We start from the raw sequence: 23,865 nt of genomic DNA on the forward strand, positions 1-23,865 counted from the left end.
GACCGTGGAAAAAAATCTGACAATTATCAAAGGAGCGCTCTCGCTGGTGAACTATCCGTTCACCACCCTCCCCAGCGATGTGCTCGCACTGATGGAGCGCTGCTACGCTCCGATCGCGATGGATGGCATGGGTCAGATGATCAAGCTGTTCGATGCGTACTGCGGTATTACTAGAACGCAGGTCAGCTACCTGGGGATGTCCTCCCCCGGCTTCGAGCGCGTCATTCGCGGCTTCCTAGGTGCATTGTCAGATGAAACATTTGTCGACGTTAGCCGTGGACTCAGGGTCTCGTATGCCAAGGAATTCGTTAAGCTCATTCAAGCTATGGCAGAGGAGATTCCGTTGCTCCCCTCCTTCGAAGAGAAAAAAGACGGCTGGCCGAAGAACAACGTCAAGCATTGGGAAGTCGCCAGGGAGAACCTTGACCCTCAAGCCGTGAGATTTTGGAATGGGTGGCCCGTCGAGAGCGCAAACGGCAAAACCAGCTATCTCTCCATTCCTAATCTTTGGCTTTCGCATGGCCCAGATTTCGCTGAACATGTGTACAAATCCGTAAGCCAATGGGCGATCAAGATGCGCCGCCCGAGGACTAGTGAATTCAGCGCGTTCCTCGGTTTTGTATCACAGCGCCATGAAAGCTGGCCTATCGAAGCCTTTAAAGATCCAATTCAGATCAAGAATCTATTCCTAGAGTTCATGCTCTGGTACTTCAACGACCAACTTGCCCTGGGAAATGATCTTGCAGCCGCGACCAAGTCTTACGCTGCGTTTATTAATTTGGTGAATTCTTCGATGCTCGCGACAGGCTTTTGGGTTAAGCCTTTCGCGGGTTCATTGCCGAAGCCAAAAATTCTCCATGTGCCGGGTGCTGACACTAATAATAAGAAGAACACGAAAGGCGAAGTTATTAAGTCCAAACTAATCACCGAAATCCCGTATCAGGTGACAGACACTCAAGCTATTGAACTCCTGTTCAAAGAAATCAAAGCTGACAACGATATTCTTTATCGGTGGGCGAATACCAAAGCCTGGAACACCTCGAACAATCGGAAGGCCAGAAACCGCCTGGCTTTGTCGGGCAATTCTGAAAAGATCATTTACGCCACGCACTCTCAACCAGAAGATCTCAACCCTGCGGACGTGTGCGCAGCGTTCAACAAACATGGCTTCGACTACGTCAAAAGCGACTTTGCAAAACGATTTGGCAAGAACATCACTAGAGAATATCTAAACAACTTCCTGAACATTCCGACACCTGATGATCTTTACCCGTTCAAACTGCTATTGGTTCACGCATACCCCCGGATCACCCAGTCGTGCATCGACAATCTAGAGCTGTATAACAGCAAGGGTGAACTCACGGGCTTCGTGAAACTTGAAGGTTACTATCAACTCACTGGTTTCAAAGATCGGCGTGGGGGAAAGCTCAGCGAGATCAAAATCAAGCTGGAGCCAAGAGATGCGGTGCGTGTGCGGCAAGTCATCAAAGCCACACAGCCGTTGAGAGACTACCTGCGAGCCCAGGGCGACGACGCATGGCGGTACCTTTTCATTGCTTGCTCTCGCGGCCTGACACATCCGACGAAGATGATGCCGACGAACTGGAGCGCGGGCACCCTAGCAACGCGTTATCAGCATCTTGCTGACGAGTTCGCCCCATACTTCACGAATTCGAGCAACCCCAATACACTCAACAACCCCAGCAGCCCCAGCAGCCCGAGCCTTTCGAGAGAAGAGATCGAGGAGTACATCTGCCGGATCTCTATTACCTCTCTGAGGGCGACCCGAGCCGTTCTCATCTACATCGAGAGCAACAGCATCACAGAGACAGCCCACGCGCTGGGGCATTCTGAAGTGTCCCCTGATCTGCTGAGCAGCTACCTGCCAGAGCCGATTCTGGCCTTCTTCCAGACGCGGTGGATCCGGGTGTTCCAGCGAGGCATCATTTGCCAAGCGATGAAAGACAGCAAATATCTGCTGCGTGTCTCGAACTTCCAGACGATGGATGAACTCCACACCTTCCTTGAGAATCATGCACTCAAAGACATCCCTGAAAGCATGCGAGACCCGGAAGCATTGAAAAACCCGGAACTAGCCAAGTCGTCTGCCAAGAACAAAAGCAAGGACAAAAGCACGGACAAGGAAAAGGAAGCAGCAGACAGGGTCGTCATCTCTCTCGATGTCGGCATTCTGACTGCCCTGCTCTCGATCGAAGAAGCAGTGCGCATCTCCACCCGACGCGATGAGATCAACGCCAAAGCTCTCTACTGGGCGAAGCTGACCACCCTTCTTATTAACGATATCGTCGACGGGAACGAGTTCGACCTACAAGACTACCTTGCCACCGCCCGTACCCAGATTGACTCTGCTCAGATGGAGAACCTGATTTATGCTGCTGCCGCCTGAACTTGCGTTCCTCGAACCTCTGCTCCGCGCACCTGGAGAGGAGTACAAATCAGCCGTTTGGTTGTTGAACGATTTCGACAGCCCGGTCTGGCAGTATTCTTTTGAGTACAAGAAAAGCCCGAAAGAGCTGGATTGGGATGTCACTCTCTCCGACGGCAGCTCACTGCTTGACGAGAAGAACAAATCGCTCATGCAGGGATTCAAGTATTTTCTGACCTGCAGCACACGTAATGATTCTGACACAGGGGAGACGAACGACCTGAAGGGACAGCAGGCGAGGCAGTTCTGGCGGGCTTGTCACATCATTGATTTTCTTCTCCTGAATGACGCCAGGTACCAGCTCTGCAAGTATGGGTTAGCCGGGTTGACAAGCGGGAATCTCATCGAGCTGCTGGACACCCTCTCTAAGAACACATCAATCTCAGAGTCTGTGTATCAATGGACGACCAAGCTCAGAGAATACTGCTATGCACTTCTCAAGAAGACGGACGAACTGGATATCGTCGAGGCCCTCAAAGCGCGTCCTCAGCTTCTGGTTATCACTAACGAGCAGAAAGACGAGGACGGGCTGGGAATCCCACTAGAGCTCATTCCTCCCATTAGAGCGTCGTTGTACATCAACGGGATGTACGGCACCCCACAGGTTGACTATGGGCATCAACCCAACACGATCAAGCTGTCTCAGATCCTCTATCCTCAGTCGCTATGGGGCAAAAACCAATCGAAGACTACCCATGCAATTCTAGGGTTCAATGACGACACCTCCATGTTCACTCGCGAGTACCGAGGAGTGCCAGCGCACACCGGCGCGAACTCAATAATGCGTGACCAGACATATTTCAGTTATCAATCAACACTGTATAACCTCGGCACGCTTCATGAGATTGGTCTGCCAGCGCCACCAGTTTCCTCCTTGCTGGAAGCTGACACTTACACTCCAAAACTTGGCGCCAAGGGTCGCTTTAGAACCGTCCCCTCCGATACCGTCTTCAGATCGATTCGTCATGCAATTGAATTTCACATTGAGCATGGGGAGCAAATCATCAAGGGGTTCTGTCGAATTGCGCTGGAGTGCCAGAAACGCCAGATTGCGCCATCTTCGCTCTCAGAAAGCGAAGTCAAGAATATTGTAGGGCCTTACCTAGTAAACCTGGGAGTCTCACAGCTGTCCTTAAGCTCGCGGGTCATCGACACTAAAACGTTGTACGAGTCGATCAAAGGTGACAAAACCGAGTACTTTAAGAATCTCAGGGGTAATGTAGGACTCTACGATCTGCTTGCGACCTACGTCGGTGGAATCCAATTAACCGTTGGAATCTTGATGGCCAGGCGTGTTAGCGAGCTATCCAAGCTCAGAGCCGATAAGTGCTTGAGCGAGTGTGGTGAATGGCTGTATTTCGGCAACGCCAAAAGCAGCAAACATCTGTTTGGTCTTCGCCGATCTGAAGCACGGCCCATCGAACCGATCGCTGGTGACATGATAAAAAGCCTTATCAAAACGCAAAAAATCCTTTTGCGTATTGGGTATATCAAGTCTTATCACACTCTTTTCGCGGTGCCACACATGCGCGGGCAGCGAGGTCTCGTCGACACTAGCAATACAGCCTACAACCGCAACCTCGACATTTTCTGCGACTATTTCCAGACGCCACTGAACGAAAGTGGGCAGCGCTGGTACTTGCGTCAGCACCAAGTGCGTCGTTTCTTCGCGATGCTATTTTTCTATTGCGGTAGTTTTTCCAACCTCGACACGTTGAGGTGGATGCTGGGGCACACTGACATCAAGCATCTCTACAACTACATCACTGAGAGTACGGACGGTGCGATCCTTTCGTCAGCTGCGGCGCAGCATGCGGCTGAAAACATTCACATTGGCAATACCGAAAACTTCAAAGAGCTGGTCGAACTCATCAAAGAGCACTATCAAACTGAAAACTACACGCTCATCGCGACTTCCGAACTCGAAGATTTCATCAGTGATTTGATGAGTGAAGGAATGATTGAGATCGAGCCTGAATTTTTTACTGATGCTGATGGCACTCACATGAAGATCGTCTCCCGCCTGAAGTACAAGGAGGCAGCATGACAGACAAGAAGCCTACGCGTTCCGAATCCGTCAGGATTGGAGTACAGGCGCTGCATCACCTTCTCGGTCAAGTCATCACGACACCTCACTCATTCATCAGCGACGAGGCGTTGATCGCTGCACTCAATACCCAAGGTGGGCTGGCTCAGCTAGACCGTGCCGTAAACACGGCTGGTGGTCAAACGCTTAACACCTTCCCCACAAGTCTCAACACTCTCAAGAAGTACAGTGATGAAGTGTTCACGGGAGGGTTCAACACATTGAACGCACTGCGCGTAAAGGCTATTGAGGCTATCGAGCGCCATGAGCGAAAAAAAACCAAAAGCAACAAGCGCACGCGAGAAGGACTCAAGTTAACAGTCGCCGAAAACGAGCAAGAGCTCGATATGCTTCGACAAACCAATTTTCTGCTTCTTCGAGCACTTCAGGAGTCGATGGGCCAGATCAAAAACATTAGCTCCGCTAATGATCCGCTCCTTCGAGAAAAATGGGGGGCAGATGCGATCGCAACACTTTTGGCGATTACAAGTCTTTGCATTCCCCCGTTCAACCTGACTGAACTACCGGCTCATCAAAAAAACATAACTTCGACCGTGACTGATATCAATGACTACCGGACATAAGCACTCAGACATTTCATCTGGAAAGCTGTATACGCTTCTAGGGGAGCATGAGACGTTTGGCAGCTTCTCAGTTGACAGAATAATGCTGCGTGATGCTACGAACATTCCATTCATGAGCTGGCCTAACGGCTCGCCGTGTATTATTGGAAACCTGTTCATGCTCACGCTATTCAATAGGCCGGGGCGGGGCAGGAGGCGCGGGCTGTCTCGTTCGGGCCAAGGTGGGGGGACAATGGGTGATTACGCCGCCAAACTTAGTCAGTTGCTGCGACGCTGCTATCGGGACGAACGCGATCCCGTGATGTTGAACGATGGCAATTTTACAGACTATATCGGTGAGCTGCGAAGTGAGATTTCCCTAAGGAACCCACCTGGGAAAAAGCGCGTTGAAGACTCCATCAGTGAGATTGGTCGCGTGTGGCTCGACTTCCTGGGCTTTGTAGGACGCATTCATGGCTACGAGGACTTTGTATCGCCAGAGGGTCGAATTCGTGCAGAGATGAAGACTTTTGAGTTCGTAGATGTAGCAGGCAACAAGTCGAAACGTAGCTACCTCACCCACCATTCCTTCGGCCCACCGTCTCGACGTCACTCAAGAAACCCTATTACCACCGAGCAGATCATTCTGCTCAAAGAAACCTCCAGACAATCAAGAGAAACAAACTTTGTCAAAGCCAGGCGCTCATTGCTAATTGACGTGCTGGCAGACACTGGCGCTCGTCGCTCAGAGATCCCCTATCTCACAATCGATGACGTTAAGAAAGCCAAGGCAATGAAAGCACCCACTCTATCATTGACGACATTGAAGAGGGGTGAGCCTGTAATCAGACAAGTGCCTGTCAGCCCTTCGCTTCTTCACCTGCTTGATACCTTTATTGATAAGCAGCGCAGGACTTTGATGAAAAAGCTCAAAAAGGGAGCCAAAGATCATCGTTACTTTTTCGTTTCGGAAACTACCGGAGAGCCACTCACTAGCAAGACACTCTACAATGAAATCTCCAAACTTAAAGTCCTGGCTGGTATTGAATCTCAAGTCTTCCCGCACATGTTCCGCCATCGATTCATCACTGAGTTGTTTATCGACTTTATAAAAAGGCATGATGTCACGAATGCTGACGATTTCCGTCGAAGCCTTCTCAATACAGAAATTTTCAAGACCGAGATCATCCAGTGGACAGGCCATCTCTACGCAAGCTCTATCAACACATACTTGCACTTGGCGTTGAAGGCACTCGGAGATTATTCTGACGTGGTCAGTTCGATTCACCTGAAGCGTGCCAAGGACGCGTATTTCATTCGTGAAAGGGAATTGCGTCAGCGGCTCAGAGAGGGGATGCCCATCGATGAGTACTCTGCAGAGCTTGACCTGCTCCAATCACTTTACGAACAAGACATCACCGTCGCCGAGGCTCGATAAACCATTGGCTCGGCTGCCGGGAGTCAGACTTGGCGTGGGACATAGCCGAGTCGGGCGTTTTGCTACAGGATCGTCTCCCAGACGTAATGCAACTGACTTTCGCACTGCGTTATCGCATTTCCCGTGAAACGCCGCCTCATAGCTATTGTGAATCAATATTCAATAGCTATGAGTCAGCCTCGTTCCACAAAGGCTTCTCAGGGCCCCGTTCATTAGTTCTGAACCGCTCCTTCGACGATCTCCTGGTAGGCAGTTAAAAGCGCTTGAGCGTGGGTCTTCCAGTTCCTTGTAATTCGCTCTGCTGTGCCTACGGGCCAACCGTGTCCGTAACCTGTGCTTCCATCTGGCATACGTATAGAAGTCGTTGCACCATTTACTGCGGCAGCGAAGCTTTCGATCGCCTCAAAGACCGGTTCGGCTGCAGGAAGGCACCGTGAGAGCTGAAGGCGGTACCCCTCATTCAGCCAATGCCGAAGTCCGGCAGTTCCAATCGCGCGATTCGTTCTGTCAATCTCTATAAGGAGGTCAGCGAACAGATCGAAAAACCTCGCCGGGACGTAGCCTTTTGTAAAGTCCCACGTAGCAAGCCAATCAAGGTGCTGCCGAGAGATAAGCGTTGGCAGAAACTCCCGAGCATATGCAAGCGATTGAACATAGTCAGCGCGGCTCGGGCCGGCAGGCGTGGGCGGATCTGCCAAGGAGAACAAGCGAGGGAAAACCCGCCGAAGCTCGGCTTGGGGAATGAAATCCAGATTCGGAAGTTCGTCCCAGTAAAAAATACGCACTCGAAAGTCACCCTGTTTTCGCCGGTAATTGCATTTGTCTCCCGGCATCGCCAGTTGCACGCTGGAATGGCGCGGGGCGGTAGTGAGGATCACATAAACCTCGATCAGCCCCTTGTAGTCGTCAGTTTTCTTGAGTTCTTCCTCAATTTTGCCCCAAGTGAGCACCTTCGTGTTCCAACATTTGGACTGACCGACCACACCAAGCTCGGGATCGTCGGGCACCAGGTCGACCCCACCTTGCCCCTCGCCCTCGCTGCCGAAAACGTAGTACGTGGAATGTCGCTGTACGTTCCGTTGAACCAAATGCTGCATCCAGAACCGGCACAGGCTCTGGAATTCTTTCCAGTCGGAGAATCGCAGTTCTTTCATAGCTCCCTCATGTCCCCCGCCAAACCACTCTGACGAGCGTCAAGATACCTGACGACGGCTGACGGAACACTAACGGCAACTCCTAAGATAACTCTATCAATCGAGGTCGCGGCTGCGTAACAAGCGGAGAGCTCCTTGGAGCGCACTCCACACTGGTTCATGAGACATGCAATCACCCGCCTTTTGGCCGACGTATAGAGTGGAGCAAAGCTTATCGACATCCTTGATGATGGCGTGCTGGACGCCAACAATGCATGCTACAGCACGAATCCTTTGCTCAACCCTGACGTTGCCGTCCAGCTTTGATCAGCGACTCGTCATCCCCCAACCAATGCGTGATACCAACGAGCTTGGGGCGAGCTTTCGATCTCTCTAAACATCTCCCGGATACGCGCTTCCATGTGGATCCACATCATTCGCCTGATGAAAGCTACTTCCGCATCCTTCTGAAGCCTTTCGGCGTATTTCTCCAGCGCCTTTTTCATTGCAAGTACCGCTCCTAATAATCCGTCACCCAGCACCTGATCATTCCAGGCCAATCCATCCTCTCAAGTCCCTCTCGGCTTCGCCCGTGCGGTAGCTTCTGCCACCAGTGGATCATCAGGCCAAAAATGCTTCGGATAACGGCCTTTCAGGTCTTTTTTCACCTCCGTGTACGTGGTCTTCCAGAAATTCGCCAAGTCTTGCGTAACCTGCACTGGGCGCCGCGCTGGCGACAGCAAATGCAGTTTCACCAACTGTCTTCCGCTGGCAATCCGAGGTGTATCTTCGAGACCGAACAGCTCTTGCAGCCGCACAGCGAGCACTGGAGGTTGCTCCGAGTAGTCGATGCGGATGTTCGAACCAGAAGGCACCTGAATCGACTGAGGCGCCTGGGCCTCCAGTTCCTGCGGAAGCGGCCAAGGCAGGAGGTTTCTGACTATCGAAGACAGATCCAACTGGCTGAAGTGGCTGAGCCTCGTGACTTTGCCCAAGTATGGCGTGAGCCAACCCTCCAGCGTGTCCAGCAAGTTGGCATCGGTAAGATCGGGCCACTTGCTTTCTGTCTGGCCATTCCGGATATCCAGCTGACGCAGCAAACCGACCCGCGCTTGCCACTGCCGCAATTCAGGACTCCAGGGCAGAAGCTCGATGCCCTTGCGCCGAACCAGATTCACTAGCGCTAGCGAGCGGGTGTGCTCATCCAAGCTTGGCAGAGACGTGGTGGCGATAACCAGCTCACCAACTCTTCTCTGCCGCTCAGCCTTCAGTACCCCTTCCTTTTCATCCCAATCAACCTCGTCAACTGACCTCACAAGGCCGGCCAACTCAGTATCGAAAAGATCCGGATCAAGGTCGCTGGCCAAGTAAATCCTCTCCTCGCGCTGCCCCTGACGGCTCCCCAGATCAGCGACCACCAACCACTCATGCTTGGTGAGCGCATCGGGCTGGGAAAAGACTGCCGCACGACCGTTGGAAAGTCGGTAATCAGAGACGGATGTACGCCTCTGCAAGCCGATCCGGTCGGGGTACGCGAAGGCCAACAGGCAACCTATCCAGCGTGAGTGATCTGGCTCATCGGCGGGATCAGAGGCCTTTCCTCGCAGCAGGGATCGATACTGTCGAGCGGACTGCTTCACACGCTGAAAGGAACCACCGCCACGACCTGAATGCTGCTCGCCTGACAGAGCAATCAGTCTGGTATGAAGATCAGCCCCCGCGCCACGCAGGATGTCTTTCTCACCGAGCAACGCCGCAATGTTGCACGCCAGGTCATCCAGGCCCATCGCGTTGCCTTTGATGAGCATGTGAGCGATACGTGGGTGCGCAGGTAGCCCACTCATGGCCGATCCATGTGGAGTGAGCGTCCCAGCATCATCAAGAGCACCGAGGCGTTTGAGCAGGTCTCTCGCTTGAGCGAAGGGGGCTGATGGAGGTCGGTCGAGCCAGGTCATTTCCTCTGGCTTCATTCCCCAACGGGCCAACTGGAGTGCCAGAGCTGCAAGGTCGGCCTGTAGGATCTCAGGAGTGCTATAGCCGGACAGCTGCTCATGCTGCGACTGCGACCATAGGCGATAGCAGACACCCGGCTCCAATCGCCCCGCCCGTCCAGCTCGCTGGGTAGCACTGGCCTTCGAGATTCGCTGAGTGTCGAGCCGTGTCATCCCACTACGAGGATCGAATTTCGGAACCCGCTCAAGGCCACTGTCCACGACCACCCTGACGCCCTCGATGGTCAAGCTGGTCTCTGCGATGTTTGTGGCCAATACGATCTTGCGCGAACCTGCAGGCGCTGGATCTATCGCAGCACGCTGAGCGTTTAGATCAAGGTCACCGTACAACGGGCATACGATTACATCTGTCCGACCACTCAGTTGCTCCTTGAGGGACTCGGCCACCCGGCGAATTTCGGCCTGCCCAGGGAGGAAAGCAAGGATGCTGCCCGACTGTTCGTTGATGGCAGCCAAGCAAGTGTCGGTGACTCGTGTATCCACGAACTGATCAGGTTGGTGCGGACTTCCCCAGACTGTCGAGACTGGATACATCCGCCCTTCACTGGTGATCACTGGCGCATCATTCAGCACTTTCGATAGCCGAGCGCCTTCCAAGGTTGCGGACATCAAGAGTAGCTTCAGCGGCGGGTCTTCTCGCAAGAGTTCACGGCCACTCAGGCACAGAGCCAGCGCAAGGTCGCTATCAAGGTTTCGCAGGTGGTACTCATCGAAGATAACCACGCCCACACCGTCCAACGCAGGATCATCTTGGAGTCGGCGAGCCAATATACCTTCGGTCACCACTTCGATTTTGGTGCTCGGGCCTACCTTGCTTTCGAGGCGGATACGGTAGCCGACCGTCTCACCAACCTTCTCACCTAGCTCACTCGCCAATCGCTCAGCCGCAGCCCGAGCAGCTAGCCGACGAGGTTCGAGCATCAGAATCTTCTGATCGCCAAGCCAAGTCTCGTTCAGCAGCGCAAGCGGCACACGAGTCGTCTTGCCTGCGCCAGGGGGAGCCTCAAGGATCACTTCGTCTCTGGCGGTCAATGCTGCTTTAAGTGCGGGCAGCACGGCGTCTATTGGCAGGGAAATCATCAAGGCTCCTAGATCAGGAGCGCAGTATACCCGGAGAGTGTCGAGGGCTTCAGGAGGGGATGGCGTTCGTCGAAATATTCAGGCCTACGCTATCCAACGACTGATGAGCCCAGGCTTGGAACAGTGGGTGAAAACTCCACAAGCTCCTCGTCCCGGCTGCCGGACGCAAAGCCGATTTTTAGCATGGCCGGCCACCTGCCAGATACATGGCCTTTAGCTACACTGCTGCGCACTCAATCTTGAACATTGCCATTACGGAGAGCCCTGTATATGGCCATTGATCTGTTCTCCCCTCAGGTCGCCACCACCGCGCAGCATCCGATCTTCAAAATGATGTCTGAGGAAATCTATGGCCCTGAACGCGCAGCACTCTCCCGTTGGGCCGAAGGCTTCGAAGATCGTGATGGAAAGTTTGTAAAGGAGCTTCAAACCACTTTCGAATCATCGTTTTGGGAGCTGTATCTGTTCGCAGCGCTGAAGGAATGGGGGCTCTCGACTGATCCTCGTCATCATGCGCCTGATTTTGTCGTCGACGGTGAGGCCCCATTTTGCCTGGAGGCAACCATCGCAAATCCGCCGGCTGGCGGGAAGCCCGCTTATGGCTTCTCCATGGCTCATCCCCCAAAAGACTTCACCGACTTCAACATCGAGTCCACCTTGCGGATCTGCAACAGCTTCGATGCGAAAGTCAAAAAATACAGGAACAGCTACTCAAAAATGGAGCACGTTCAAGACAAGCCCTACGTTATCGGTATCGCATCATTCGACAGGCCGCACGCGCATTTTGCAGCTGGACGTCCGATCATAGCTGCGCTTTACGGGCTCTATCATGATGAAGCCGCGACGAAGCCCGGAGATACGCGCGTTGCGTCCTACAACGTCGCAGCTGCCCCCAAAAATGCCAACACCAACATCGAAGTGGGGTTATTTTGCGATGACACGTACGCGGACGTTTCCGCTGTGGTCTACAGCAGTCTCGCGACTTGGGGGAAATTGAGGGCCCTGGCCGACAACCCTGACGCACTCTCCGCGTACTGCACGCTTCACCCCAACCCCGGCAACCTCTTACCAATCATGCGTTCCGCGATAAAGAGAGACTACAGCGAGCATCTGATGGATGGGCTGTATGTGCTCCACAATCCCTTCGCTCGTCAACCGCTGCCATCGGGACTGCTGAGCCACCCTCGCCTGTGCGAAGTCAATGTCGCTTCGGACGGCGAGCTCATCATGACTGCTCCTGACGATTTCCTACTGCTTAGAATGATCAAAACGATGAAAGTGACTGACGTTTCTGAGCAGGCGTGACCATGGTCAACACTCAGGGCGGCGTGATGTGTGGCTAACCTACTCCTACTAGAGAGGTTCGACGAAACCGTTACGCCGATCTTCAATCACCAGCTCAGCGAAATGCCGCAGGCTGCTGATAGGCCCTCCTCCCTTTCTGTCGAGATGGTACCCGGATATCCCGACGACTCTGGGCCCCATCTGGTCGCACTGTACCGAATCACCAATCATCACAACTCGGTCTCCCGCTGCCGTCATATCCCAGGTTGGTGAGACATGGAGTCGGTGACAGATTTCGCGGTAAATGTCTTGGTTCGGCTTCATGCAACCAAGCTCATAGCTCAAGGCAAATCCATCCACTTCCCCGAACAGATCTCGAAGTACGGGGCCGTACGGCAAAGCCAGGTTAGAACAGATGCCGATCGCTACGCCATCAGCCTTGAGCAACTGCAGCGCTTCCAGGGCATCAGGGTACGGTGTGATCGAGACCAACTCAGCCTCAAGATCATTCTGCAACGACCTCATCTGCTGGGCGCTCAAGCGAATGCCGAAATGGTTAGCAGCAGCTTCAAGGGACAAGCTGGACGTCATCAGCGTGTGGAGATCCGCAGCGCCGGGCCTGCGGCCTTGTTCTGCACCGATGCGCAGGAGCTGCCGGAAGGGGTGGCGTTTGCGCCCGATGTGAACAACAGTCCCGAACGCATCGAAAACAGCGGCTACGATTGGCATTGGTTAGGCACTTGATAATCAGTCGGCGCTAGAACGTCACTTCAGAGGTGGCGGAGTTCGTTCGGCTAGGTTGGAGAAAATGGTGAAGTGGCTACAGGTACAATGAATCACGCCTGAGCAGCATACCATCGACGCGTGACAGACAAACGCCCGCCCGAAGTGTGCCCTCCTCCATCCACCTGACCGGCCTCTTCACTTCAACGGCAGAGCACTGCAGCGACTCAGGATCGTGCCGTGCCAGGCGCTCAAGTATGTTCCTCCATGTCAGAGCAGCCATCAGCATCTCTACCTGCCCGCGTTGTTGCCTGGGATTGCTGACGCCTTTGCGCCAGTCGTTCAAGCATCCAGTCGCCTGCCAACTCGAACTCGCGCATCATCGAGTCAAATTCTTCATCAGTAAGTGCCCGGGGGACTTGATTGGCCTCCATAGAACCGGCTCGCCTGCGCATGAGTGGATGGAAATTAAACTTGAACAGGCTGGATCGAAACGACTTCAAAATATCGAAATTTCGCCTTCTTGGCGGCTGCTTTTGCCTCACTTTCCGCCACCAAGCTACTCAGAGTGTTGGCGTCGTGGGCAGACGTTTCTTCAGGCCCCTCGAACACCTTCGTGACGGTCATCGTGACGCGCAACCTGGAAGACAAAGGCTTTGATCGAGGAACCTTGCGAGCAGGAGTAGATGAGGGCGCGCTCTGCTCGGTAACAGAGGCACGAGGCGGCTGAGCACTGCCGAACAGCGCTTGGCGCATTTGCTCCTCGGTAAGGGATTCACTCATCATTTCGTTCTCATGAATATCAGGCAGTCGATGATGAGCATGGCTAATGTAAACCTGAAAATTGACCTGTAAAGCTTGAAGCCTTACAGGTCAAAAAACAGGTTTACACGCAGCCAGTAGGGCATCATCTGGACGAACATTTTACACCTGTGAACGCTACACACCGACGAACACGGTATCGGAGGCTGAGCGAAAAGCCCACCGAAGAACTACATGCCCTTTCAAGGTGAAATCTTGAAGGCAGAGCCCATGATCGACAGGGTAGGTAAGCCCAAGCATGAATGAAAGCGAGCCTACGGAAACCCGTGGGCGGGGATAGAGTTTTCTCGTAGATGGGGAAGGAAAGCTTGATCGAACTACTGAAGTCCAAGATCGGATTGCTGCATGGCGCCGAGCTCGAAAATTTCGTGCGCCGACTGCTCCCGACGGTATCCAGCGACTACGAGAACTTGAATGACACCTTGAACTATCTGGGTCGGGTGACTCGGGGGTCTGCCGATCTGCTGGCCTACAAGAAGGCGGATGACCGCTACATTGCCGTGCTATGCACTGGCCAGATTTCAGGACTGCAAGCTAAGGTCTTGGGTGACATTGAAAAGCTCAGACGTGAGGATTGCGAGATCCGCGACAAGATCGACGAGGTCGTGGTCTGCATTGCGGCGCCCGTCGGCACGGACGAAGAGGTTTATCGCAAAGCGTGTTCGAACCATGGCTGGTCTTCGACCATCTATCCTCTCCATCAGCTCGCCCACCTTGCAAATGAAAACCCTGAGATCGCAGATGCTCTTTGCGCCGTAGAGATCTCGGCGGTGATGAAGAGGCTGGATAATCAGCGAGAACAACTCCCTGCCAAAGACACGACAATGACAAAACGCTTCTACAACTGCGGTAAGCGGGTTCAGGCGGTCAGAGCAAGCCTGTCAATGCCTCCGAGCCGTTTCATTGACTTGATCGATTACGACAGCGAGCAGCGATTGGCCTACTTGGAATCCGAGACCATCGAGATGAGTCAGGTCGAAATTGCAGGTGTTTGCAACGCAACCGGAGTTTGTGCTGAATGGCTGACACACGGTGAAAAGGATATGTTCTCCATAGAGACCATCTCTACCTACCATTGGGAGCACTTGAAGTGGCTGAAGGACGCCTGCCCATCGTCCGTGCACGTTTTGATCAACGAAACAACCCAGCAGCTGGTAGTGCTCGCACATTTACATTCGAAGAACTGGAAAATTTACAGCATCGGCTTCGACATCAACTTCGCGGCCTGGTGGGGAGACCATCATAGAATTCCGGAAGTCTATGACATGCTTAAACAGCTTGCGGACGATTACCGAGGGCGAATTTTTGGCAGGATGATCGGTGCCAAGCAGCATGCTGACATCCTGTCTGGTAACACTCATCCTGCCCTGTTTCTGAACAAAACCAATTCTGCTGGTGCCCACTGGTTCGACGATATTTTCGACTACGATCACGGCTATCCGATCGCTGAAAAATACGAGGGTTGGTATGGGGTATGGTTTACGACAGCGCAAGACTTCTTCAGGCGGCTGGTGCCAAAGACATCCGCATCAAATTTAGCAGGAGCGACGTGCAGCGACTGAGAAAGAGCAAAGCATCCTCGCGGATTTTGCCATGGCCTTGTGAGGTCGGTGGACATTGCTCCGGGAGGCGTCCCGTCACCTGCCAATCTGCTTCGGCAGGTGCTCTGTGAGCTCAGGACTTGGTGAGGATGGGGCCGAGGTTAAACAGGCGAGCGCATCCCACTAGGCTGGTATGGATGACCAGTCACCGAGGTCATCCATTTCTTCGACATCCTTCGGTCACTTGGCGCGCTTGTGATCGACACCGCTGATTTGCAAAAGCACAGCGACATCACCATCGCTATTCCAAACGGACGTATTCATGTTCCAGTACACCCGGTGCCATACTGTTCCGTCTTCCGCTTTCAATGATGTATCAGTCCCTTTTTTTGTCCACACAGAGACTCTACTGCCCTTCCTCACCTCCACGGAGGGCAGCCACTTTACATGGCGGTGCTTGTTCGAAACCTTTCCGTCCTTATCGTAGGTGGTGTCCATGAGCACGTAAGCACTCAGATTGCAGTCCTCCAGCACATTCAGCGCTACGTGCTCTTTATCGAGGTCACCATGGTTAAAAACGCCTGCGATTTTCAGCTTCATTTTCGTCCTTAAAATGGGGGAATAGCACTGCCAGAGTATCATCGGGCCATCATCTGATGACAGGCCTCTATCTCGCTACATATGAGCCTGCGCATTGGTCACATCATCTGCCACGCCAGCGCTGGATCGCCCCCCCATCCCAGAGAGCCTAGAACACGCCACAGGGCATTCATTTCGATTTCTTGATCAGGTAGCTGCTGACCGACGCACAAAGCCCCACGACCAGCTCAGCGTCCTCAAATGAGGGTTCTCGGCCTTCCTGGATGTGCCGCCCAAACTCGGATGCATAGGCCCAAGTCTTGATTACCACCTGATCCAAGGGCGGTGAAATGAGCATTCGGTGATCGTTCATGATTTTACCGAGTGTAGCCTGATGATCACCTGTGAGCTGCCGAGCGACGCACTCCAGCGACGCCATGGCATGCTGTATCGCGCCGGTCGGATCCGGCGCCGGACGCCTTGAAAGATCGGATATGGCCTCATGCAACTCTTTACTGGCCGTCACATGCCCGAACTGATGCTCCGTATCCTTTGCCGACTTCAACACCTGCTCAAAAGACTCAGAGCCCCGAATCTCAATACGCCCCCCCAACAGCTTCCAGCCAATACCGTGCTCGACAAAGAACTCGTTGAGCTCGCTGTTGAAGTGCTGGTAGGCATCAGGGTTATAGTGCGTGTTGCCCAGGTAGTCGTCGAGCCGCTCGATGACGTCATACACCTTGAACCATTTGCACCGCTCAAGCAGCTCGACGTTTTCCTCATGAATGTTGGGCGTCTCAGTCCAGTTCTGCCTGTCAGGAAGCACCTTCAAGGTCTGACAGATCACTTGACGCAGGTTAGAGGGTTTGAGGCCGCACTCGTAACTCAGTTGAATCAGGTATTCCTGCAGCGCTTGTGGCGCGTCTTCCCGGACAGTGATTTCTGCCTCGGCAACCTGTGAGAAGCCGTGACGCTTTGAGAACGAGTCCTTCATGGTAATGCTCCGTATGATCGGCCTGCAGGTAGTTGCGATCGTGATTCACCCGATAATGCCCGACATTTTGGATATCGTGTAGAACACTGTTCGAACAGGGCTTTGATGGCGTAGCGCGACTGGTAAACAGCACAGATACAGGCGTCAACCCAGTAGGCTAAAGCCCTAAGTCTGTAGCAAAGAAGTCATCTCTGATTTCGGAGCTGGCATAACCCTGGGTGACCAAACGGCGTTGCAGAGAACGGACGATGTGCCAGTGAAGCCTACTGCGAATCTCGATGTACTCATGATGCAGCGAGTACACGCCTGGTGCAGCGTACTGCGAGAGCACATCCGCCAATACCGCCAGCCCGGGGCCGGCTATGTTCACATGCAAACGGGCTGTCTCGTCAAAGCCGGGTCGTCTCCGGTACTCGGCCATTGCCTCTGCTAACTCATCCCTGAGAAATGGCCCGTACACAGACCAAGACAAAACCCAGATGGCGGTTTCCAACTCAGAACTCAACCGCATCCACTACCGCCCACAACGAACAAACACAATATATGGTTATATAAAGCCATAAAAATCACAAAAAACCACTGCATATAGTTTTTTTCAAAAAAATCACTGGTAGTTTGTTTTCAAAGAGTAAGCAGCAGCCTACCGGCTGCTAAGTAGAACGATTCCCCCTTTCTCCCAGCCTCACCACTTCAACCTCAGCTTCACCTCCAGTCCTCAAGACCGTGTGACCTAGAAGCCGTAAACATCAGAAGCAAAAGCCGCCGGTATCCTGTGAGGAATTCAGCGTCTGGGCCACCTCTGCTTTTTCTTTTGCCTTCAAATATAACAACTCCGTCTCGTTTAAAAATTTTCAAGTGGGGGGGGGGTGAAAATAAATGGGCGCTTGCCGACGAACGGTAAAAACCTTGCTAGTTTGGCAACGCTGTACTATTGCCTGCAGGGCCCGAATATCAAGGGTTCCAGCGGCAGATGACTCATTTTTTTGAGTTTTTGTCGATTTCGGGTGCGTTTCTCGCGCCGCCATGGAGAACAGCTCTCCTTACACCCCTTCATCCAGGATAGGAAAAAAGATTCGCATGACAGAGGACACACAAAGCAAAGCCAAGGCCAATGCTGCTGAAGCCATCTCAATCGGGTTCATCGAAAAAGCTTGGGAGTTCAAGTGGGGAATCCAGCTCGTCTACATAGCGCTGTACGCTGATGCGGTGCTGGCCTGGTTCCTTCACAGAAACCTGCTGTCGGTCACATCTGACAGTGCTCAGATCTGGGGGGCGGTGGGTGCCCTGCTCATCGCTGCCGCAGGATTCTGCCTCACGGTCTCCCTGATTATCCCGTTCATCTCTGGGCTCTTGAGAGCGATCGTCATCGAATATGCTCCCAACTGGCTCCTCAGCGGCTTCAGCGAGCGCACTACGCGCCCACACGAGGTGTCACTTCACTATTTGCACACCGAAGCGTTACGAACGCGGGATGAGTTCCTGATGGCTATCTACCGGGAGAAAAAGCCTTCCTGGATGCGCCGGTTTACCGACCAACAGCAAGCAAGTACCTTGATATGCGGTCTAGCGCTGTTAATGGTTGCAGATGCCTGGGCAGGCTACGCCTCCGGGACTCAAACACTGCTCGTATGGCTCGCCGAGGGTCATGAGGGGCTGTTCTACCTTTGCTTAGCCCCGACCGCGATCATGCTGCTGATCTCCACGATCCTGAAACCCTACCCACGATCCGATGTTTATCATCCACTCTTGCGCAAGCAGCAGGATCAAGAGCGTGATGCCATGTATGGCCGGGGTGACAAGACGCCGAACAGCTAAGAGCGCGACTATTGGCGTCTGAGGGGTGGCCTGGCCGCGAGCGGGGGTCGAACCCTTTACTGAAGGAGCTCGAAGGCCGGCCAAGCCACATTCCTCGCCCTGTACATACTCTCGATCTGGTGTCAATCAGCTCGCACGAGCTATTCGGTCGATGATCTCAAACACTTGGGAAACGAGCTTGCGCCGCCCTTCTTTGCTCGTCAGCAACCCTGGAGTGGAGAGTAATTTCAGCTCTTTGTCAGTTGGCCTAACGGCGTCCTGTCCGGATGAGGAAAGTCCTGATCCTGACAGTAGGTCACTGATTTTCTGCGCAGCCCCCCCCGATGCGCCCACAGGGAGCAGAAACACTCCGGCATTCTTGGCCACATCAAATTCCTGCTCCACTCCCTGAGCGACCTCCAGCTTGTCGCCGGCAAGCTTTGCACCGCCAATGAAGATGGCTATCCCGGCCTGTCGTGCAAGTTCGAGTCGAAGCGCAGTCCATTCGTCCTCATTGGGCCGGGATCCCATCAGTGGCTGAGGAAACGGTCTTGCAATCAGGCGTCGATCCAGATCCCACCCTCCTCCCTGCTGCAGCGCACTCAGGAACCCCGACAATGAGGCAGATCCAACCAGCAGACCGGCCCCCGTCACCAAGTGGCGCCCTGTCTTCCCGATCTGACGACCAATATCTTCGGCCAACGCGTGGATGTTGGTTGACTCAGAACCTCCACGCTCGATAGGCCAGCTACCACTCACCCATATCCTACGTGCAGCGATTCGCCTCTCAATCTGTCGCAGCAAGGCAGGGATCTCGGCGTAGTCGCTGACCTCCACTGCCAGCAGGCCGTACCGTTTCAAATCTTTCGCCCAAAGCTTGTGCTGTGCATTGCGCGCTGCGAACTCCCCATCGGTCGCGAAATCGGACTTCTGTGGCGCACGCACAATAGCGAAGTGCTCAGGCGGGGCATCGGTGAAGCTTTCCCGGATCAGCGAGAGGACATGCCGAATATTGGGGTCGGTGAAGCTGATGCCGATGAACAGCATGGACATGCTGGTCAGGTGCGCTTGGAACAGTGGCAGGTATTGGCCCCGTTTCGAGCGAAACAACTCGTAGTCATCCGTTGAGATAACTACGTCGTCGAGGCGATCGACAGAACCGTGCATTTTGTAGAGCAGCGCTGCGCCTGGCGTCACCCTAAGGGCTAGATCCTTGGGGCTGGAGATGGGGTTGAGCGGGCGGCTAATGGATTCGAAGGCACGTTCAATCAGGCGGTCATAGTTGGTCGTCCAGATATGTCTGACCGGTAGCCGCGAAATGATCTCAACAGTCTCGGGAATAGGTTTGTCGGGGCCTATCTCGCTCTTGATGACATTGCGCACACGTGTGGCACCGCCGTTTTCTTGGATGCTCCATTGGGCGAGAGCGGCCAGATCGTGGACATTCTTCGAGTCGATCTCAAGCTCTTCGGCTATGTCGTTGAGCAACGCTGACCAGGACGGGTAACCCGCGCCCATCGACACGCCGGCCCCGACGAAGATCGCCCCCACGCCATCGTTGAGTGCCTCAGGGTACTCATTGAGGAATCGGTTCATCGCCGCTTTACTCATGGTCGGCGCTCGTCAAATGCGCGGAGTCCTCCCCGGGCTTCACGGCTTGTAGTTCTTGCGGATCTCGATGGCATCCTCGATCCATTGCTCGATGTTTTCCTGGATCGATGCGTACACCGCTTTGCTGTCAGCGCCTACGGGTGTGATCAGCTTAGCGTAGTTCGAAAGGCTCACAGTGCCGCTCTTCAACGTGACCTTATCAAAGGGGTTGGAGCCTGCAGCTGAGCCATTCCCGTTGGTATCCAGCAACTTGTTGATGCGAATGGCTACGACGCCTTTGCCAGCGTTCCAACCTTTTATGATCTCGGTCAACACCCATGGGCGGCTCGCGGTTTCGGAGCCGACGAGGACGACCACACAGGACTTCCCTACCAGGCTGTCATCAATCCATTTTTCAATGGCTGCGTTACCCTTTTTCTTGACCTCTTCCCACTCGTTCGCCGTGTAGAGCTTTTGGCCATCCAATGCACCGATGTTGCGAACTTGCTGGGTGCGCCAAAAATCATTGTTGAAGTGGAAACTGAAGAAAACATTCCTTGCCATTGCATAGCTCCTGCGCGCGGGACGGACGAGTGTGTAGGTCTCGATACGATCAAACCTAACCGATTGGAGAAAGCGAATCTACAGGTTAAGACGGCGATATGACATCAAGTGTGTACAGCCGCAACAACCGAGTATCGTTTGAACAGAGATCGCCAGAACTGGGCCAGCAACTGATCCGCTCCTGGCTGCGAAAGCTCATGGCCACCGAAGCGATAGACTTCGTAGCCCGCAAGCCTGAGATCTCTATCCGCTTGCATCATGGCTGAGTAACGCTGCGGGCTGGCACGGTCATTTTCGTCCGCGTAGTGGTGCTTGCCGTCCACCTCAATCACAACCCTCACCCCACCCGGGAGTAACAAGAGGAAATCCATGCGGGAGCGCAGCAGTGCCTGCTTTCCCCGCTGCTCGACCGTTTTGGCATCCCAGTGAAACCAGACCTCCGGCAGCAAGGCAGGAAGCTTCGGAACTTCAGATGCAAATGTGCTGTAGAACGTCGTGAATGCCAGCCGTTGAACAGGCGACACTTTCGATGGGAGAGAAGCTAGCAGACGCCGATAAAGCACATCCTTGCCACCACCAGCATCGAGCCCTCGGCTGGTCTCAAACCACGCCTGAAGATCCTGCCAGAGCAGCCCCGCCGGACTGATCGCCCGGTCGTATATCAGAACGTCATCCGCTCCCGTGACGACTTCAACATCGTTATCCAAAGCATTGCCCAGCCGCAGGTCAGGCTTGCGCGTCGACGCGAAGATGAGGTTCTTGGGGGATTGCAGAGCGCTCCCACCGGTCGAGACCAGCTTTGCCGCCTGATAGCCGTCCGCACCAGGATTGGTAAGAAAACGCACCCCACACGGCGCCAGTGCCTGATCTACCTGAGCAATAAACTCACGCTGCGCCTGATCATCTGGCCGAGCAGATGACGACGCCAATCCCTCGATGAAGCGGCAGAAGCGAGCATCCGACGCTTTGTAAGCTCCCAGTTGGTCGAATACGGTCGGCACATCCCAGTCCGAGTGGTTGACGTAATGGCGCTCGATTTCCTCCAGAAGCGACGGGCCTTGCTCAAAAAAGCCGAAGGTTCCACGCTCCTCCACCTGCCACACGCCTCTGAGTACGTCATAAAACCCACTGAGATCCGTATAGAGTGGCAGCGCGTCGAGGCGCTTTGCCAAATCACGCCGGTACCGGGCCGGAACTGGCGGGTATCCTTCGCCAACCCAAAGTGCTTCCTGAATGACGTCACGCTCGCGAACCATCAGCGTCATAACCCCAAGCGCACGATGAGCCGCCTTGAAAACCTGCTCATCAGTCGACGCGTCAACCGCGCCACGAAGGCGCTCGGCCTTGGTCGTGGCAGTGGGGCAATCATTGAGCCCCAGGTCTTCCAGTAGGGCCGTTATGAGCGTCCCGGTATACCGCAGCTTTTGGTTTCCCAGGGTTTCCCTGAGGAGGGATCTGAGCTCGTCGTGCTGTGTTTGACTCAATGGCATGGTGGCAGGCGCCGGCGACGGAGGAGGCCCTATAGTGCGGCATTAATCGCGCGCTCGCCTTTGGAGATCACTTTTTGGGTGAAAGGCTTCAAGCGGTTGCTTACCGCTGACTGGCCAGGCGTATTTATCTGCGCCTGACTGAGCGAAAGAAAACGGCTCAGCGCGCCGCTCGAACCGTTTCCACGTCAGCGGACTTCCTGAAGCCAGACCCTAGCAAAATGAAAACGGTACTGGCGGTTTCGAAAATACCCTTCGGATCGTAGTGAACCGCAAACCCAGTCAGAACCTTATCCCCTTGGGACAAATGGCCGGTTCCATGGGAAACGACGTAATGGCTAAACATCACCAGCGGGAGCATGTGGCTCCCTAGCGTTACCGATGAATCAACCCCGAGCACGTCTATTACGACCCACGCGTTGACGAAGCAAACAGGTTTGGTCGTCAGCTCAAGCTTGCGCTCGATGGCTTGCGCGCTGTCCAGGGATGCACCTGCTGTAGGCTCTCCGGTCAGGCTTTGCATCTCAGCAATGGCCAGCATGTGCATCTCCCCCGTCATCGGGCAAAGACAGCGGCCACGGGCCATCCTCGGCTACCAGGACATAAGCGCTGCCCGAAAATGTCAGGGCGACGACATAGCCATTGATCTCGATGAACTCTGTCACGGAAGACGTCCGGATGAGCCGCCCAGTTTTGAACCGATCCTTATGATCAAAAAACACCCTTCCGACCAAGTGAAATCCCTGTAACTCGGGGCTGAAGAGGAACGCAGTGATGCCGATGGAAAACGACATAGCCGCAGCGGCTCGAACTGCGGCTGGAATCGACGCAGGAGCGCTCATCCGCGACTGCCCCCTAACCGGGTCACGATGATGTAGTGGTCGCTCCCACAAACGCTTTGAACCATCTCGAAACCCCGGACAGTCGCCACCTTACGCACTGGCGGTGTCGCGACAGTCATGCCATTGATTGAGGCGCCCGACCGATCCAGGTAAACGGAAGCGGCGAACCTATCCCCAACCTTGGCAGCATTCATGAGGTAGGCATCAACTGGCACCCCCCAGTCGATTTTCCGAGCGATTTCTACCTCTGACGGAATCTGATTACAGTCAACAACATGCAACGGCACTTTCATCACATCAAAATTCCACAACTTTTCTGCTGTCGAACCCGGTGTCTTCGCCAGGATAACCTCTCTGGTTACTGATGACGCGGCAGCCCCCGAGTTGCATATCTATCGAGTGATGAGTGTGGCCAAACACCCAAGCATCGGCTTGCATGAGTAACGAGTGCCAAGCGTTGAAGTACGCGGCACCAAGATGCCCCTCATGCTCGTCCCACCCTACCTCGGGAACAGGTGCGTGATGAGTAATGACGATGGAGGCGCCCGAAAAAGGCTTGGCCAATTCGCGCGTCAGCCACTCTCTGGTGCCCCGGTTACGCGCTGCGATGTCATCAGGCCGAATCTTGCGGTAGTTCGACGAAGCTCGAATTAACTTGAAATCTGTCATCTCCTGGCGCGCAACCGACATCGCAGCGGAGACATCACCAGTTGCCGTGAAATCAGTCCAAGCGGTCGCCCCAAGAAACCGTGTTTGCTGGAAGACGAATGTCTCGTTTTCCAAAATATGAACGTTGCAGACTGTGTGAAAACCTAGCCAACCTGCCTCAGATCTAAGAAAATGCCCCGCATCGAAAGATGCGGGGCATTTTCTTATGGCGTACATCC

General features: G+C 54.1%; 20 protein-coding genes. 7 read left to right on the top strand and 13 right to left on the bottom strand.

Annotated elements, in window-relative coordinates:
- The first annotated feature begins 4 nt into the window (after window positions 1-4).
- The 4 genes from QWI18_RS21670 to QWI18_RS21685 all read left to right on the top strand — a co-directional run bounded on the left by QWI18_RS21670 (window position 5) and on the right by QWI18_RS21685 (window position 6,533).
- Window positions 5-2,407, top strand: coding sequence for a hypothetical protein (locus tag QWI18_RS21670; RefSeq protein ID WP_010426713.1), 2,403 nt, complete (start codon window positions 5-7; stop codon window positions 2,405-2,407).
- Window positions 2,391-4,493 (top strand): integrase, encoded by a 2,103-nt coding sequence (locus QWI18_RS21675; RefSeq protein WP_369319820.1) that lies wholly within the window; start codon window positions 2,391-2,393, stop codon window positions 4,491-4,493. Before QWI18_RS21670 ends, QWI18_RS21675 begins: the two co-directional genes overlap by 17 nt.
- Entirely contained in the window at window positions 4,490-5,116 is a 627-nt protein-coding gene (locus QWI18_RS21680; protein ID WP_369319821.1) for a hypothetical protein, read from the top strand. The genes QWI18_RS21675 and QWI18_RS21680 overlap by 4 nt, the downstream gene beginning before the upstream one ends.
- A gap of 232 nt (window positions 5,117-5,348) precedes the next feature.
- A complete protein-coding gene (locus QWI18_RS21685) occupies window positions 5,349-6,533 on the top strand; it encodes a site-specific integrase (protein WP_010426707.1) in 1,185 nt (394 codons plus the stop codon).
- A 212-nt stretch (window positions 6,534-6,745) separates the two neighbouring features.
- Here QWI18_RS21685 and QWI18_RS21690 read toward each other — a convergent pair whose 3' ends face one another.
- The 3 genes from QWI18_RS21690 to hrpB all read right to left on the bottom strand — a co-directional run bounded on the left by QWI18_RS21690 (window position 6,746) and on the right by hrpB (window position 10,758).
- On the bottom strand, window positions 6,746-7,687 hold the full coding sequence (locus QWI18_RS21690; RefSeq protein ID WP_122593049.1) for a hypothetical protein: 942 nt from the start codon (window positions 7,685-7,687) through the stop codon (window positions 6,746-6,748).
- A gap of 317 nt (window positions 7,688-8,004) precedes the next feature.
- On the bottom strand, window positions 8,005-8,226 hold the full coding sequence (locus tag QWI18_RS21695) for a hypothetical protein (protein WP_025990757.1): 222 nt from the start codon (window positions 8,224-8,226) through the stop codon (window positions 8,005-8,007).
- 9 nt (window positions 8,227-8,235) lie between these two features.
- Window positions 8,236-10,758: an ATP-dependent helicase HrpB gene (gene hrpB / locus QWI18_RS21700; protein WP_369319822.1), complete on the bottom strand. Its 2,523-nt coding sequence runs from the start codon at window positions 10,756-10,758 to the stop codon at window positions 8,236-8,238.
- A 270-nt stretch (window positions 10,759-11,028) separates the two neighbouring features.
- Here hrpB and QWI18_RS21705 point away from each other — a divergent pair, with 270 nt between their 5' ends.
- On the top strand, window positions 11,029-12,063 hold the full coding sequence (locus QWI18_RS21705; protein WP_369319823.1) for a glycosaminoglycan attachment site: 1,035 nt from the start codon (window positions 11,029-11,031) through the stop codon (window positions 12,061-12,063).
- Window positions 12,064-12,111: 48 nt separating this feature from the next.
- Here QWI18_RS21705 and QWI18_RS21710 read toward each other — a convergent pair whose 3' ends face one another.
- Window positions 12,112-12,771, bottom strand: coding sequence for an HAD family hydrolase (locus tag QWI18_RS21710; RefSeq protein WP_010426698.1), 660 nt, complete (start codon window positions 12,769-12,771; stop codon window positions 12,112-12,114).
- A 462-nt stretch (window positions 12,772-13,233) separates the two neighbouring features.
- A complete protein-coding gene (locus tag QWI18_RS21715; RefSeq protein ID WP_369319827.1) occupies window positions 13,234-13,548 on the bottom strand; it encodes a hypothetical protein in 315 nt (104 codons plus the stop codon).
- 347 nt (window positions 13,549-13,895) lie between these two features.
- Between QWI18_RS21715 and QWI18_RS21720 the strand changes: the two genes are divergently transcribed.
- Window positions 13,896-15,149, top strand: coding sequence for a hypothetical protein (locus QWI18_RS21720; protein ID WP_157769297.1), 1,254 nt, complete (start codon window positions 13,896-13,898; stop codon window positions 15,147-15,149).
- Window positions 15,150-15,368: 219 nt separating this feature from the next.
- Here QWI18_RS21720 and QWI18_RS21725 read toward each other — a convergent pair whose 3' ends face one another.
- Window positions 15,369-15,728 (bottom strand): hypothetical protein, encoded by a 360-nt coding sequence (locus QWI18_RS21725; protein WP_369319824.1) that lies wholly within the window; start codon window positions 15,726-15,728, stop codon window positions 15,369-15,371.
- A gap of 169 nt (window positions 15,729-15,897) precedes the next feature.
- Window positions 15,898-16,701, bottom strand: coding sequence for an AbiJ-NTD4 domain-containing protein (locus QWI18_RS21730; protein ID WP_010426688.1), 804 nt, complete (start codon window positions 16,699-16,701; stop codon window positions 15,898-15,900).
- 1,077 nt (window positions 16,702-17,778) lie between these two features.
- Here QWI18_RS21730 and QWI18_RS21735 point away from each other — a divergent pair.
- Window positions 17,779-18,516 (top strand): hypothetical protein, encoded by a 738-nt coding sequence (locus tag QWI18_RS21735; protein ID WP_010426684.1) that lies wholly within the window; start codon window positions 17,779-17,781, stop codon window positions 18,514-18,516.
- Between the two features lie 126 nt (window positions 18,517-18,642).
- On the opposite strand, the gene QWI18_RS21740 is transcribed toward QWI18_RS21735, so the two are convergent.
- The 6 genes from QWI18_RS21740 to QWI18_RS21765 form a co-directional block, all read right to left on the bottom strand.
- A complete protein-coding gene (locus QWI18_RS21740) occupies window positions 18,643-20,106 on the bottom strand; it encodes an SIR2 family protein (protein WP_369319825.1) in 1,464 nt (487 codons plus the stop codon).
- Between the two features lie 39 nt (window positions 20,107-20,145).
- Window positions 20,146-20,649: a TIR domain-containing protein gene (locus QWI18_RS21745; RefSeq protein WP_010426682.1), complete on the bottom strand. Its 504-nt coding sequence runs from the start codon at window positions 20,647-20,649 to the stop codon at window positions 20,146-20,148.
- A gap of 104 nt (window positions 20,650-20,753) precedes the next feature.
- Window positions 20,754-22,139 (bottom strand): hypothetical protein, encoded by a 1,386-nt coding sequence (locus QWI18_RS21750; RefSeq protein ID WP_010426681.1) that lies wholly within the window; start codon window positions 22,137-22,139, stop codon window positions 20,754-20,756.
- 157 nt (window positions 22,140-22,296) lie between these two features.
- Window positions 22,297-22,677: a hypothetical protein gene (locus QWI18_RS21755; protein ID WP_010426680.1), complete on the bottom strand. Its 381-nt coding sequence runs from the start codon at window positions 22,675-22,677 to the stop codon at window positions 22,297-22,299.
- The gene (locus QWI18_RS21760; RefSeq protein ID WP_239642828.1) at window positions 22,661-22,930 is read right to left on the bottom strand and encodes a hypothetical protein; all 270 of its coding nucleotides are present in this window, start codon (window positions 22,928-22,930) and stop codon (window positions 22,661-22,663) included. The genes QWI18_RS21755 and QWI18_RS21760 overlap by 17 nt, the downstream gene beginning before the upstream one ends.
- Window positions 22,931-23,275: 345 nt before the next feature.
- A partial coding sequence (locus QWI18_RS21765; RefSeq protein ID WP_369319826.1) for a hypothetical protein occupies window positions 23,276-23,865 on the bottom strand: 590 nt, incomplete at its 5' end.

It is taken from the genome of Pseudomonas sp. W2Oct36, assembly GCF_041060465.1.
GTDB lineage: Bacteria > Pseudomonadota > Gammaproteobacteria > Pseudomonadales > Pseudomonadaceae > Aquipseudomonas > Aquipseudomonas graminis_B.

Bases quoted from the DNA above. Each gene is read 5' to 3' on its own strand.
- QWI18_RS21760 (WP_239642828.1), bottom strand. From the start codon at position 22,930: ATGTCGTTTTCCATCGGCATCACTGCGTTCCTCTTCAGCCCCGAGTTA.
- QWI18_RS21740 (WP_369319825.1), bottom strand. From the start codon at position 20,106: ATGAGTAAAGCGGCGATGAACCGATTCCTCAATGAGTACCCTGAGGCA.
- hrpB (WP_369319822.1), bottom strand. From the start codon at position 10,758: ATGATTTCCCTGCCAATAGACGCCGTGCTGCCCGCACTTAAAGCAGCA.
- QWI18_RS21745 (WP_010426682.1), bottom strand. From the start codon at position 20,649: ATGGCAAGGAATGTTTTCTTCAGTTTCCACTTCAACAATGATTTTTGG.
- QWI18_RS21710 (WP_010426698.1), bottom strand. From the start codon at position 12,771: ATGCCAATCGTAGCCGCTGTTTTCGATGCGTTCGGGACTGTTGTTCAC.
- QWI18_RS21755 (WP_010426680.1), bottom strand. From the start codon at position 22,677: ATGCTGGCCATTGCTGAGATGCAAAGCCTGACCGGAGAGCCTACAGCA.
- QWI18_RS21735 (WP_010426684.1), top strand. From the start codon at position 17,779: ATGACAGAGGACACACAAAGCAAAGCCAAGGCCAATGCTGCTGAAGCC.
- QWI18_RS21690 (WP_122593049.1), bottom strand. From the start codon at position 7,687: ATGAAAGAACTGCGATTCTCCGACTGGAAAGAATTCCAGAGCCTGTGC.
- QWI18_RS21725 (WP_369319824.1), bottom strand. From the start codon at position 15,728: ATGAAGCTGAAAATCGCAGGCGTTTTTAACCATGGTGACCTCGATAAA.
- QWI18_RS21705 (WP_369319823.1), top strand. From the start codon at position 11,029: ATGGCCATTGATCTGTTCTCCCCTCAGGTCGCCACCACCGCGCAGCAT.
- QWI18_RS21680 (WP_369319821.1), top strand. From the start codon at position 4,490: ATGACAGACAAGAAGCCTACGCGTTCCGAATCCGTCAGGATTGGAGTA.
- QWI18_RS21675 (WP_369319820.1), top strand. From the start codon at position 2,391: ATGCTGCTGCCGCCTGAACTTGCGTTCCTCGAACCTCTGCTCCGCGCA.
- QWI18_RS21685 (WP_010426707.1), top strand. From the start codon at position 5,349: ATGGGTGATTACGCCGCCAAACTTAGTCAGTTGCTGCGACGCTGCTAT.
- QWI18_RS21750 (WP_010426681.1), bottom strand. From the start codon at position 22,139: ATGCCATTGAGTCAAACACAGCACGACGAGCTCAGATCCCTCCTCAGG.
- QWI18_RS21715 (WP_369319827.1), bottom strand. From the start codon at position 13,548: ATGAGTGAATCCCTTACCGAGGAGCAAATGCGCCAAGCGCTGTTCGGC.
- QWI18_RS21730 (WP_010426688.1), bottom strand. From the start codon at position 16,701: ATGAAGGACTCGTTCTCAAAGCGTCACGGCTTCTCACAGGTTGCCGAG.